The 12,868-nt window shown below is 42.7% G+C and carries 11 protein-coding genes; 3 read left to right on the top strand and 8 right to left on the bottom strand.

The window, feature by feature from the left end:
• Positions 1-236: 236 nt before the first annotated feature.
• The 5 genes from AC4II3_RS13085 to gntT form a co-directional block, all read right to left on the bottom strand.
• On the bottom strand, positions 237-581 hold the full coding sequence (locus AC4II3_RS13085; RefSeq protein ID WP_488010271.1) for a DEAD/DEAH box helicase family protein: 345 nt from the start codon (positions 579-581) through the stop codon (positions 237-239).
• Positions 582-983: 402 nt separating this feature from the next.
• Positions 984-1,238, bottom strand: coding sequence for a hypothetical protein (locus tag AC4II3_RS13080; RefSeq protein WP_488010270.1), 255 nt, complete (start codon positions 1,236-1,238; stop codon positions 984-986).
• A gap of 458 nt (positions 1,239-1,696) precedes the next feature.
• Positions 1,697-2,479 carry an SDR family NAD(P)-dependent oxidoreductase gene (locus AC4II3_RS13075; RefSeq protein WP_488010269.1) on the bottom strand — a complete coding sequence of 261 codons (783 nt, stop codon included), beginning with the start codon at positions 2,477-2,479 and terminating at the stop codon, positions 1,697-1,699.
• A gap of 291 nt (positions 2,480-2,770) precedes the next feature.
• Positions 2,771-3,352, bottom strand: coding sequence for a TetR/AcrR family transcriptional regulator (locus AC4II3_RS13070; protein ID WP_488010268.1), 582 nt, complete (start codon positions 3,350-3,352; stop codon positions 2,771-2,773).
• Positions 3,353-3,612: 260 nt separating this feature from the next.
• Positions 3,613-4,938 (bottom strand): guanitoxin biosynthesis MATE family efflux transporter GntT, encoded by a 1,326-nt coding sequence (gntT, locus tag AC4II3_RS13065; protein ID WP_488010267.1) that lies wholly within the window; start codon positions 4,936-4,938, stop codon positions 3,613-3,615.
• A 296-nt stretch (positions 4,939-5,234) separates the two neighbouring features.
• Here gntT and AC4II3_RS13060 point away from each other — a divergent pair, with 296 nt between their 5' ends.
• Both AC4II3_RS13060 and AC4II3_RS13055 read left to right on the top strand, forming a co-directional pair.
• A complete protein-coding gene (locus AC4II3_RS13060) occupies positions 5,235-6,581 on the top strand; it encodes a citrate/2-methylcitrate synthase (protein ID WP_488010266.1) in 1,347 nt (448 codons plus the stop codon).
• Between the two features lie 666 nt (positions 6,582-7,247).
• The gene (locus tag AC4II3_RS13055) at positions 7,248-8,912 is read left to right on the top strand and encodes a tetratricopeptide repeat protein (protein WP_488029187.1); all 1,665 of its coding nucleotides are present in this window, start codon (positions 7,248-7,250) and stop codon (positions 8,910-8,912) included.
• A 231-nt stretch (positions 8,913-9,143) separates the two neighbouring features.
• On the opposite strand, the gene AC4II3_RS13050 is transcribed toward AC4II3_RS13055, so the two are convergent.
• The gene (locus AC4II3_RS13050) at positions 9,144-10,142 is read right to left on the bottom strand and encodes a DNA cytosine methyltransferase (RefSeq protein WP_488010264.1); all 999 of its coding nucleotides are present in this window, start codon (positions 10,140-10,142) and stop codon (positions 9,144-9,146) included.
• Positions 10,143-10,289: 147 nt separating this feature from the next.
• Here AC4II3_RS13050 and AC4II3_RS13045 point away from each other — a divergent pair, with 147 nt between their 5' ends.
• Complete coding sequence (locus tag AC4II3_RS13045; RefSeq protein WP_488010263.1) at positions 10,290-10,784, top strand: NaeI family type II restriction endonuclease; 495 nt, start codon at positions 10,290-10,292, stop codon at positions 10,782-10,784.
• 293 nt (positions 10,785-11,077) lie between these two features.
• Here the strand turns inward: AC4II3_RS13045 and AC4II3_RS13040 are convergent, their stop codons facing one another.
• Positions 11,078-12,529 carry a BCD family MFS transporter gene (locus AC4II3_RS13040; protein ID WP_488010262.1) on the bottom strand — a complete coding sequence of 484 codons (1,452 nt, stop codon included), beginning with the start codon at positions 12,527-12,529 and terminating at the stop codon, positions 11,078-11,080.
• A 10-nt stretch (positions 12,530-12,539) separates the two neighbouring features.
• Positions 12,540-12,671, bottom strand: a complete 132-nt coding sequence (locus AC4II3_RS13035) for a hypothetical protein (protein ID WP_488010261.1) — start codon at positions 12,669-12,671, stop codon at positions 12,540-12,542.
• Positions 12,672-12,868: the final 197 nt, after the last annotated feature.

Here is a 12,868-nt window from a genome sequence, read left to right as displayed (position 1 = left end):
TTGCGGCCTGTCGCCAGCTTCACTCTGCTAGGATGTCACCTGCTCGGTGTGGCCAGGTAGGCTGTCACTTATCTCCTAAAGGGGTCGGGTTTTCACCGCCATCCAAAACGAACAGTTGTAATTTTTGGGGTTATCCCCGCGAATTATCTGAGTCATACCCCTCTATTCTCTAGAGGCTCCTACTCAGAACAAGCCGCACCAACCCAACCTACAGGCTAAGGCGCACTTTATGCATGTTAAGAGTCTTTCCAACCAATGACTAATTTGGCGTACTTGATTTCTCCTTCCATATGTATCTCTGGGTATTTCTCATCCAGTTCCATCAAGAATAGTACAAAGGAGCGGGATTGAAGCTTGGCAGAGATATCCTCGAAGACTTCACTGACCCAGAACAGCTCATCTTGGTCAATGGCATTGAGTATAGCCTTAGCCGTTATAAGATCCGAACCAATTACCTCGGTTAATTTTTTCCCGTAATCGGTGACTCTGGGATCGTTTACGTGTAGTTGAATCCTCTCTTTAACGAGCCGCTTGACTTCTGCTATTTTGCTTTCCAGTAATTTAGGATTGTGGTTAGTCATTAGTTGGGAGTCTTTTTGAGATTTCTTTGATACTAGATTTTGAAGTGCGGAATGTAGATTCTGATCACCTTCAACAGTAAACCTTGGCCAAAAGGCCACGCTTTCGGCAAAGCCGACGCTGCGCGAACGCGAACAACCTTCTAACCTTAAACCTTCTAACCTTAAACCTCCTAACCTTCTAACCTGCTAACCTTCTAACCTGCTAACCTTAAACCTCCTAACCTTCTGCTAACTATAAAAAAATAGCCGTAGAAATTATTTCCACGGCTGGCGGAAATCCACACTAAGTCGATTTCACTACTTATGTTATGTGACTTTGTTCCATGACCAGTCCGATCATTATCCTACTTGATTAGACCTGGTCTTATAGCTAGGGGGAAAACCCCCCAGCTGCTTAAAATCTTAATCCAGAATTAGGTACCTAGTCAAAGTACTAATCACTTCGCCAGGCATGCCACTCGGCTCAAGAGGAGTCCACTCATAAAGTTGTGCGTAGCCCTGGTTATACAGGGAATAGATGGTATTCATTACTGCCTTACGAGAGCCCTTTAACCTGTGCTCAACCGGTTCTTTCTTCCCGAAAAAAATCTGAGAAGTATTCCCCGGAATTAGATACTCTGGATTATTGTCAGGATTCGGAACAAAGTCTGTAAACATGATTAACAACTTCAATCGTTTTGTATACTATAATCATAATTATTATAGTTTTATTTGTCAAGAGGTTTTATAATTTTTTTTTTAAGCTATCAGCTAATGCGCTACGCGAACAGCTATCAGATTTTGAATAAGAAATGTAGCGCGGTATTGGGGGTTATATAAAGCTACAAACCTTTTATTTAGCAGTAATAACTGTTAATTAGCATCTGAAATAGTCACTACGCGATTCTCTGAAATAGACGCTACGCGAACGCTTTTTTTACATTTACTTTACCCTAGAGTAATTATCAATTTTGTGAAAAACTTTTGGGGTGCATCTCACTGTCTTGATGCCGCCGCTCATGGGGAGCGTATGACAATTACCCTTAATAAAAATCTCCCCATCTCCCCATCTCCCCATCTCCCTATCTCCTCACCCTCTCCTTTTTTTAGAAATATGAGATGCACCCTTCTTAAGCCTAATTGTACTGATTGCGTCCAGCCATAACACCACCATCTACATCCCAGACCGCGCCAGTCACCCAACTCGCTTTCTCAGAAAGTAGATAAACAACAGCTTCAGCAACATCTGTAGGTGTTCCTACTCTACCAATGGGATGGAAACTATTGAATCCTTCTAAAGCAGAATGGACTTGTTCTTTGGGGATGAAACCTTGGTAAATGGGAGTTTCTACTACCGCAGGAGATACCGCATTAACTCGAATATTATGTTTTGCTAGTTCCATGGCTAAATGTTGGGTTAGGGAGTGTAAACCAGCTTTAGCCATAGAGTAGGCAGAAGACGGAGTAGCTTCTATCGCTTGTTTCGCCCACATCGAGCCAATATTAACTATTGCAGCAGCTTTGCCATTCTTAATCATATTTTTGACAATCGCCTGAGTGATGAAAAAGGTTCCTTTATTAATATCCAAGTAGAGGTCATAATCCTTTTCTTCATACTCAATGAACGGTTTAGGGAGAAAGACTCCTGCTGAATTTACCAGTAATGTGGCATCGCTATGATTGACATTTAAACGATCAATTAAAGCATTCCTCATCTCTGGATCAGAGATATTAGCTAACTCACCCACTACCGTTCCATATTCGCTAAGTTCCGTTACTGCTTCTTCCAGTTTAGGCTGACGTGAACCAATTAAAACCGCAGCACCACCCTGCTGAAGAATTAATTGAGCAATCGCTTTACCCATACCACTTGTGCCACCAACAACAATGATTTTTTGTCCGGCAAATGCTTGTGTCATGATTATCTCCTGAATTGATTGATAGATTGATTTGCATTTAAATTACCTACTAGAAGGTAGTTAATAGACTAAAAAAAATTATTCCTTTATTAGCGGTCAGCTATCAGCGGTCAGTCGTCAGCCGTGAGCTTTTAGCTCACGCTACTTGAGGTGCCGTCAGCTTATTTTATTCAAAACCACCTCAAGTAGCTTAGCCAATGGCTGTTCGCGTAGCCTGCGCGTAGCGCTTAAGCTAATGGCTGATAGCTGATCGCTGATCGCTGTTCGCGTAGCCTGTGCGTAGCACATAAGCTAATCGCTGACTGCTGATAGCTTCTCTTTCAGACATGCACCAGTAATCTGATCAAAAGCAGCACTACTATCTTCTGCAACACGGGCTAATAATTGCGCTCCTTGTAACATGGAAAGTAGCATTTTTGCTTCCACTTCCACCGATTGGCTACACTGCCAAACCTCGGTTTCACAGCCACGGTGCAATAGTCTAGCTAACCAAGATTCAGTGACAGAAAAGAAACTTCTGATCTCTGCTTGGATGTCAGAATTTAAAACACTCAAATCTGCTGTCAACATTCCACACAAACAAATTTTATTGTCTTGCAAACCATCTCGATAGAGATTCACAAACTCTCTCAATTGTGCTTGTGGTGTTGTTTCCTGTTGCTCAATCTCAAGACATTTCCGTGCGAAGTTTTTTTGGTATCGTTTCACTAATTCCTTTACCAAATCATCCTTAGCGGGAAAATGGTAATGGATACTAGCTTTACGGATACCTATTTCTTTGGCAATGTCGGCGTAACTAAAGGCGCTATACCCTCGGTTGCGCACCATTGATTGAGCTACGTCTAGGATTTGTTGAGCAGTTTTCTGTTTCATGACTTTATACTACCTACTACTAGGTAGATTTGTCAAGTACTTTTTTGGAAAGGGAATCGGGAATCGGGAATCGGGAATCGGGAATCGGGAGTCGGGAGTCGGGAGTAGCGCTATTCAACACTTACGGCGGTTTGCATAACTATCAGGTACACAGGATTGTTGTCCCTGTTCCCTGTTCCCTGTTCCCTGTTCCCTGTTCCCTGTTCCCTAAAAACCCAGAACGAAAGTACCTAACAGCAATTGCAAACCGCCGTATGGGATTAAGTATTCCCAGACCTCATGGTTTTTGGGACTTGAACTCCCAGGGCTAAGGCTCTTACTCCCATATAACAACACATAGCCAGCCATAAGATTTGACTACTGTGGAACCACCAAGATGCTACAGCGACAGGGAGAAAACCAACAAAACTACCGGTTACAACACCTTTGCGAAGCAGAGCTCCTTCAGTTAAGCCCAAAAAATACCCATCCAACATAAAAGCCAGGGAACTCAGTCCTAGAAAGGGAAGTAGCCAGAGAAGATAATGGTGAAGTTCGTCAATTACCTCCCCATGATTGGTCATCAACCCAAACAGAGGATCTGGCAGGAAGACAAATAGAGAAGCTATGCTTAGTCCTATGCCCAGGCTGCTTGCTCCAGATAGGCGCAACAGAGAAGGAAATTTGTTGGTCAAGCCTTGACCGCGAAAGTTCCCTGCTATACTTTCCGTAGCAAAGGATAATCCCTCAATAAAGTAGAAGGTGATGATCATCACCTGCAACAGTAAAGTATTGATAGCTAGCACCATCGTCCCCAAATAAGCACTCAAATCAGTAAAGGCAGCAAAGGTGATGGTTGAAGCAATAGAGCGTATCCAGATATTTCCATTCAACTTAAAGGTCGATTTTATGGCCTCTAGGTCGAACATCCTGTCTACTAGCGCTAGCATTTGAGGATAGCCATTTTCTGTAGCTATGAAAATCATCCCCATTAGTAACATCAGATACTGACCAGCCGCCGTAGCAAATCCAGCCCCTGCACTTGCCCAGCCCCAACGGATAATCAGCAGGTAATCCAGTATGATATTCGCTCCATTGCCAATAGCTGACAACACCAATACTTTGGTGCTCTTTTCCCGGCCTAGAAACCAGCCGATTAAAACCAAGTTGAGTAGGGTTGCGGGCGCTCCCCAAATCCGAGCATCAAAGTAATCTTGTCCAGCAGCTTTAACCTCAGGTGCAGCGCTGAGTAGGCTAAAGCCAATCTCTCTAAGGGGATACTGTAACAAAATAATGAGTAGTCCGAGGGCTAAAGCAATCAAACCATTACGTAAAAGTACTAGAGTAACGCCATCTTGGTCAAAGCGTCCTTCTGCTTGAGCCGTTGGTCCGGTAGTGCCCATGCGCAGAAAGTTACAGTTGCGATAGACCAAGTTGAAGATAACTGTAGCTAGAGCAACCCCAGCTAAATAGTTAATATCTGCTAAGTGTCCTAAAAATGCGGTATCTACTAACCCTGCTAAGGGAATCGCGATGTTGGAGACGATATTGACAGTCGCTAATCGCAGAAAGCGCAGATGAAACGTTTCAGTATTGTCTTTGGACATAAGGGGTGTTAATTACCAAAATCTGGCCAGAATTGTTGACTGTAAGATTTTCTTTTATTCTCACCATAAACAATTTTTGGCTGATCCTGTTGATTTTTGTTTACAATCTCCTATAATTGGATTGGGTGCTAATTATGAAAGTTGCTAGTTATAGTCATAAATTGTATCTCTTGATACTAAAAACCTAAAAATTAGTAGATCTCACTACTAATTTTCAGGTTTTTGAAGCCATTTTTAGTTTTTAGTTGATAGCTAAAAAGTCAGCTTATCCATAGAGTTGTTAGGTGATTGTAAACATGGAACATTCTCATCTCACTATCATCTTACCCGATGGTTCATCTCACCCTATTCCCATATACTTTACCAATACAGGACAAACACTAATCTGTGGGAAAACAGTAGCAAAAACTACAGGCTATCAAATTTACGATTCCGAACTCAGGCACACAACTACTGAATTAGCTAATCTAAGTTATTTAGATGCAGAAGCTCTAGAATTATACTACCGGGGGATCCCGATCCAATTAGTAGTCGAGAATTGCGATTACTTAGATACAATTATTTTGTTATATGAATCACATCTCCCCAGCCAAGAGGAAAAACAATGGTTTAGCAAGCAACTAGCTAAACACTCTATTCTGGATCAGCAAATAATTAAGGGACTCAAGAGTGTAATCTCTTCTTTTTCTTCCCATGCTAATCCCGTCGCTATTTTAAGTTCTGGATTATCCTATCTTTCCGGAGAATCTTCTTTGCCTTTACGGAATCAAGGCGAACAGTCGGAAGCAATCTTCAAGGCTCTTGCCATAACTCCTATTCTGGTAGGGATGATCGTACAACATGTTAAACAGCAGCCTTTGGTATTGCCCCAAGACGTTGGCTGTGATGGACAAAGTTATGACTATATCAATAATCTCCTGGGGATGATCTGCGGTTTCGGTAACGTAACCGATGAACAACGCTCTTTGATGGATAAACTAATGGTGTTGCATGCAGACGCTGGCTTGAGTCCCTCAACATTTGCCGCCAAACAAAATATTAGCAATGGTACGGGAATGTGGAGAAGTTTAATCTCGGCCTTAAACGCCTTATCTGGAGACAAACATGGGGGCGCTAATTTCAGGGTGTTGCAGATGTTTCAGGAAATTGCTGCTGCTGATGGAGACCTAGAAGACAATATCAGAAACTATATCCAGCAATCCCTGGCTCAAAAACAGAAAATCCCTGGCTTAGGCCATATTGAATTCAAAGGGATAGACCCTAGAGCCAGAATTCTCGGCAAAATCTGCCACCAAATGGTTGAAGAAGGCAAGGGAGATACCTTCATGCATATTGCTAAGGAAATGCATAAGCAAATAGATACTATTCCTTACTTCGATAAGATTAAACCAAACGTAGATTTTTATTCTGGTGTTTTATGGAAAAATCTAGGAATTCCTGATCAACTGATGATAGTTATGTTCTATTGCAGTCGCATTGCTGGTTACATCGCTAATATTTGCCTAGCTACCGAAAAATCTACAATTGTTTTCCCTAATCAAGCTTATGTAGGAAAAACAAATTTATTCTTTAATGATGTTGAGCCAAGCACTTCAGGAGTAATTCCGTTATTCCCTGCTCTTACCGCAACCCTTGACAGGTAAATGCTGCCCAATACACTGGGTGTTGAAATGGTAACTCCTGTTTGTTAATAGTTTCCAGCCAATCGAGGGACTTTTTTAGTCCCTTTTTCGGTTGAATTAAGCTTCCCCACCTGGGTTTACCGAGGTGGGGATTTCTATAGCTAATCTGGAGAAACACCTCCAGACGAGATTTCCCCTAATGTTAAGAATTAATACGGCAATAGCAACACTTAGTCATAAAATGGTATATAAAAAAATTTGATTTATGCTGTGACTAAACCTCAAATCGCCATTAGAATTTCTCCAACCCTTTTCCGATAACTCAATAGCTGCTAGGTTGAGCAAACTGGTAGGTCAAAGACTGATGTGATGGTTGATGCGATCGCGCTTATACCTGGCTGCACTGAAAACAATAGAAAAAGAATTTTCAGGTAGTATCTGGAATTCCTTCGCAAAGCCTGGTAGTAACACATAGATAACCAATGAACACTACCGATTGCTGATGAAGTATCTTCGACCTCGAAGGGCTTGCGAAATCCTCGGAGTATCAGAGAAAACCCTAAGGAATTGAGAGCAAGCAGGAAAAATTAAAGCCAAATGTATCTGAAAAGATTCCCATCACTCAGATAATGGCTGAATTTGAGACAAGGTTGGTGGAACGAAAGGCTGAAATTAGAGGGAAATCAGATGTCAAGTAAGCTTATTCTAGAAGAAACTCCTAACACTAACTCTGCTATATCAGAGTTAGTGTCTGCTATTCAAGGTTATACTCATGCACTTACTACACTTGAAGATACTAGCTCGCCATCAAAAGAAACAGTTCTAGAAGTTTTGACTGCTCGTGATACAGTTCAAGCAGAATTAACCAATCAATCACAGATTCCTACAGGAAGCTTGATTAAGGTTAACGATCTAGATCACCGATTAAAGCAAGAGACTAATAAGATTACCACAGTAGATATAACTGAATTGCATGCTATTTTGAATCCTAACGTAGACGCTTGGTGGTGGTTTCTTGAACCTCCAAAGCATCGATGGGATTATCTGGATTGGCTATGGAAAATTCTGACAGTTGTATTTCTCACATTGTCTTTGAGCTTAACCGTAGACATTGCCTCACGCTTTCTGAGTGGTGGACCAGATAGCTTAGGGGCTTTTGTTGCTGCTACTCAGAGCGTCCTGACAATATTTGCTGGTAGAACCGCTTTCACAAAAACTGGACAGGAGTCAATCAAACGTGCTCTTACCCGTTTCAAGATTCCTCACTATTTTTGGGAAGAAGTAAGTTGTGGCATTGCCTTCAGTCTTTTACTAATTTCTGTTACCGTTCGTTTGTTGTTACCTGAGATTGCTATTGTTTATGAAAATATTGGTGATGGATACAATAACAATAACAAGAATACTCCGGAATTTGCTGCCGCCATATCAAGCAACGAACGAGCACTCCTCCTGAATCCTGACTACGTTGAACCTCATTATAACTTAGGAGAACTTTATGAGAAACTACAAGACAAGGAAAAGGCTTTAGATGAATACCAAATTGCTGTCGAAGATGACTTTGATCGTGCTTATAATAAATTAGGAAGAATGTATATTATTGACGAAAAATATTATAAGGCTAGTTCTTTGTTACTAAGAGGTATAGAACTAAATACTGATAGCGAAAATGATACTGATAATACTGTTACTCCAGTCATATCCAAATTATTGAAAAAACTGGGTTTGAATTCGATAAAACAAAATACGTCTACCGACGATGAGAAAGTGAAATACAATTTGCGGAAAAACCTGGGGTGGGCTCGGCTAAAACAAGAGCGCTATGCTGAGGCAAAACGATATATCAAGGATGCTATTAAGTTAGATAATAAAAAGGCACCAGCTTACTGTTTGCTAGCTAAGGTATTACAAGCTGAAAAAAACAAAGCATATGAAAAAAACACGGAAAAAAGAATTACGAAAAATTGGATATATTGCCTTGCATATGCCTCCTCTTATAATATAGATGAAGACCAATGGATTGAGGAAGCTAGACAGCACTTAGAAACTCCCTTAAATCTAGGGAATAATCAAGTTATTCCCGATGAATTACATCTAGAAACTGTGGAGATAGGAACTGTGGAGAAAGCTGAGGGAGTGGGTGAGAGCATCCTCTTACGTGGTAAAAGCGATCCCATTGCTGTATCCAAAGATGAACCGCTTTATTCTGGTGACTTACTAAGAATAGATAAGGGAGCTGATGTAGTTATTAATTGCGACTACAACAACAACAAAAAGAATCACAAATGGCATATACCTGAAGGTATTTGGGTGGGCGTCAATAATGGTTGTCGGCAACCTAAATCCATTGAGTAAATCTATCATTTAGATGTAGGGTGGGCAGTGCATCACACCGAGTCATGTGCTTGCCATCGCCAAAGTACCCACTGCCCACCCTACAATTAATCACTTTTTATCTGTGCTTCCACCTCAACTAGAGCAGCCAGGATCCCAGCGAAAACTGTGCTAGCCATAAACCAGCCTAAGGATTTTCTCTTAAGATTCCCCTTTCCGGTCTGCTTGTGACCAAGCCAGCAACACCTAAATTCAAGCCACATCGGCACTGAAAAGTTCCAATTGCTTGGGTTTGGTAGCACTCACTTCCACTTTGTTGAGAGCACACACAATAGACCGTCCAACATGGTGAGAGACTGCTGGAGGAAGTGCATTCCCAATTTGACGATACTGGGCAGTTTTTCCTCCTACAAACTCCCAGTCATCGGGAAAGTTTTGTAGCCGAGCCGCCATGCGCAGGGTTAATCGGGGCAATGCATCAATCGGGGTTTGGGAACTGGGCGGAGAATTGGCAATGCCTTTACCATCGACTCCCAGTTCTGCCCACTTTTTCTTGGCTCGTGTCGGGCCAAGGTCAGCCCCCCCATGCTTCTTGGAGCCACCAACTAATGTGGGAGCTATCGCTTGTGCTTTACTCATCCATGCCTCTGCCCCAGGCCAAGCGTCAGAACCCATCAAATCTCCAATCGTGTTAGCGACAGTTGGAGGTTCAGGAATAGGTTCAGGCCATTCAAAAAAAGGGACATACTCTTTTCTGAGGGCAACCAAAATAAACCGAGGACGGAGTTGGGGCACACTATAATCCGATGCATTCAGTACCCGCCACTGCATGATCATCCCCATCTTCCGAAACTCAGAATTTAATGCCGTTCGGTAGTCGGCAAACTTCTTACTGGAAAAGCCTCGCACATTTTCCAATAGTACAGCTTTGGGTTGTACCTGATGAATTAACCGTAGGGCATCCGGAAATAAATCACGCTCATCATTCCCCCCCTTTTGCTGCCCCGCAATAGAGAAGGGAGGGCACGGAACCCCTGCTGCAAAAAGGTCTACATTTTCATAGGAAGAGCAGTTTAAGGTGCGGACATCACACAATTGGGGGTTCCAGCCAGAACGATTGTTCAGAAGCGTTGCATGGGCATACTTGTCATTATCAAACACGGCCAGGTGCTTAAAGCCAGCCTGTTCTAAGCCCAATGCCATTCCCCCAGCACCCGCACAAATTTCTATAGCAGTTAACTGTTGTGTCACCTCTGCCTCCAGTTATTGTTCAGATATTGGGTTCAGGTAAGAGCGAACGCGCCCCGCGTGACCTACGGTCAATCGCATCCGTGAAGGAATAACCCTAAATTTACACTACACGTTACACTTGTATGAGCTTTATCAAGGTTAAACAATTTGGACGCCAAACTCGAAAAGCTCTTTAGCACCCTTGATTCTATCAAAAACTTTGAATCCCGCTATGGCAAAGTAATTCGAGATGCGATGGATTACGTTATTGATGGTGAGCGAATGGGGCGCACTCGACTTGCAGAAGTAGAGAAAGCGGAGAAAACGATTTTCGGAATAAAAGTAGAAGCTTATCTGCGCCATGAGTTTAGATGGAAAAGAGGAAGCAAATTAGATTTCTACTTGATTGAGATTGAATTTGATTCAAAAGCAACAATTGGGAAAACGTGGATGATACCTCCTGAAGCAATTGGGGAAATATGCCTCCTGACACGCATCAATGAAGACGAGATGTTTTTCCAAGCAGGGCTTCTGAGAGCCAACCCAGATATGTTGACTAAAGGTAGTAATCAAGACAAGAAAAAAAGTGTTTCCGCTGTGGGTAAGCAACACATTAAATGGCTTATACCAAACGGGGAAATACCAAAACTCTCTGATTTATAACTAATATCATCTCTGGGGGTAGTGATTGAAAACACTTTTATCTGCTGGTGATAGAAGTTTTGGAACACCTAAAGATGTGCTGGGGTCTTCCGTTTGAGTAAAAAAAATACCAATTCAAGTAGGGTGGGCAAAGTTATCTTATCTAGAAGAATCATGTTAACCAAAATGTTTTTGCCCACCCTACAAGCTACTCCCTTACCTCAATAGGGAACGCGCACCAAGAGAGCGATCGCATTCAACCTTCAACCTAATAACCTTCAACCTACTAACCTTTAACCTTCAACATTCTGCCTTCAACCATCCAAATCCCCTTCCATCACAGCAGCGATCGCATCTTTAGCATTATCTTGGAATTCCTTGAAATTCACTTTACCTAGGAACCAAATTGCCACTATCATCCCTGCGGATTGGAGAGCAAACACGACACCATAAGCCAAGACAGGGGTAGAAAAAATGGCTCTACCTACATCAAGGATCACACCACCGCTGGCTACTGCTATGCCTCGTGCCATAGCTTGCGCTAATCCCCACGCTCCCACAAAGGTACCAGCCGCTTCTGCTGCGGTTAGGTCTAACATCAAACTGAGAGCCCCTGTGGTAGCGATACCAGCAGAGAAACCAAATAAGAGTAAGGTTCCCTGGAATAGCTTGGCATTTGCGGTAAATCCTGACATAATAATCAAGATAAAGCAGATAGATACTGCTAGACAGCCTAATTGAGTGGTTTTGCGCTTACCCAAATTGGGAATTAGGAAAAACCCAGTGGCGCTCAAGCTCATCAACATCCCAATCCCCCAGTAGCTATTAAGTAGAGAGGTTTCAGGAATTGACATATTAAAGACCTCTCCCCCATAGGGTTCTAGCACTGCTTCCTGGAGAAATAGGCTGATGGTCATGATCACCAAAAAGGTGAAAAACAGGCCAGTTTGGGGACTAGCCGTTAATAGTTTTAGGGATTGGCCCAAGGTAATCTGGTCTTCGCGATTCGCTAGGATAGAACGGGAAGAATAGCGGGAGTATTTTTTCTCGATTCCAAAGGTAGCTAATACTGCTAGCCCGAACACCATTAAAGGTACAAATAAAAACAGCCCAGTAATCGATGACCGCAATACTTCTAGGGATGTATCAATATTATCTAATCCCTTCAGCAAAATTTTGCTGCTGATGCCGCCAATCGCAATACCCACAGTCATCATTGACCAGATAATACCGATTAATTTGCCACGGTTATCTTCATCAGAAATATCCACTAATAAGGTAAAAAACGTAGTGGAACTCATACTGAGGGCTAGACCGTATAAAGAAAAAACTAGAGCCCCAAGAGCGACCCAACTATAAGCTGGAATTGACCATGTCCAACCTCCAGCCCCTTGGACGACATTGCCCAATTGCCAGGTGATTTGTACCGCTAAGGATAGGATAATCATAAATAACCCGCTTCCCATCCAGACGTAACCAGTACGGTGATATCCAAAGACGGGTTTAGTATCCGAGAGCTGACCAAACCATACCCGGGCTGGGGCAACAAACAGCGAAATGGCTAGAAGGCTCCCGGTAATTGAGGCTGGAATACCTAGCTCGTCGATCATCACTCGATTGAGCACTCCTAGGGTGAGCACTGCCAAGATTCCTAATCCCATCTGGAACATACCAAGCCGGAACATGGTAAATAGATTAATCTTGGGAAGTGTTTGGTGCTTTGCTGAGGAGGGAGGCTCAGACTTGACTACATTACTGGTTTTCATCGGTAGAGTTTCAGTTTAGTGTGGAGAGACAGAGGGAATCGGAACCCACCCCTAACCCCTCCCAGGAGGGGAACGGGAATCGGGAATCGGGAATAGTAGGAAAGAGATCTGAGGATTGTTTGGTGTTATGACAAATCAGCATTGGGTTTCATGATCAATTGGAATATGTTATAGGTAAATGCTATAGCTAAATGGCTTAGATCAAATCCGTAAATGGGTTATCTTGATGGGATAGCTTGATGCGATTGGCCTTGGCCTTTGGACCACGCTACGCGAACGCTCTATACTCCCGATTCCCGATTCCCGATTCCCGATTCCCGATTCCCGATTCCCGATTCC

It is taken from the genome of Moorena sp., from assembly GCF_982860115.1.
The sequence above is the reverse complement of the archived record's forward strand: the minus strand, read 5'-3'. Positions and strand labels throughout refer to the sequence as shown.

Bases quoted from the DNA above. Each gene is read 5' to 3' on its own strand.
- AC4II3_RS13085 (WP_488010271.1), bottom strand. From the start codon at position 581: ATGACTAACCACAATCCTAAATTACTGGAAAGCAAAATAGCAGAAGTC.
- AC4II3_RS13055 (WP_488029187.1), top strand. From the start codon at position 7,248: ATGTCAAGTAAGCTTATTCTAGAAGAAACTCCTAACACTAACTCTGCT.
- AC4II3_RS13035 (WP_488010261.1), bottom strand. From the start codon at position 12,671: ATGCTGATTTGTCATAACACCAAACAATCCTCAGATCTCTTTCCTACT.
- AC4II3_RS13080 (WP_488010270.1), bottom strand. From the start codon at position 1,238: ATGTTTACAGACTTTGTTCCGAATCCTGACAATAATCCAGAGTATCTA.
- AC4II3_RS13060 (WP_488010266.1), top strand. From the start codon at position 5,235: ATGGAACATTCTCATCTCACTATCATCTTACCCGATGGTTCATCTCAC.
- AC4II3_RS13070 (WP_488010268.1), bottom strand. From the start codon at position 3,352: ATGAAACAGAAAACTGCTCAACAAATCCTAGACGTAGCTCAATCAATG.
- AC4II3_RS13075 (WP_488010269.1), bottom strand. From the start codon at position 2,479: ATGACACAAGCATTTGCCGGACAAAAAATCATTGTTGTTGGTGGCACA.
- gntT (WP_488010267.1), bottom strand. From the start codon at position 4,938: ATGTCCAAAGACAATACTGAAACGTTTCATCTGCGCTTTCTGCGATTA.
- AC4II3_RS13040 (WP_488010262.1), bottom strand. From the start codon at position 12,529: ATGAAAACCAGTAATGTAGTCAAGTCTGAGCCTCCCTCCTCAGCAAAG.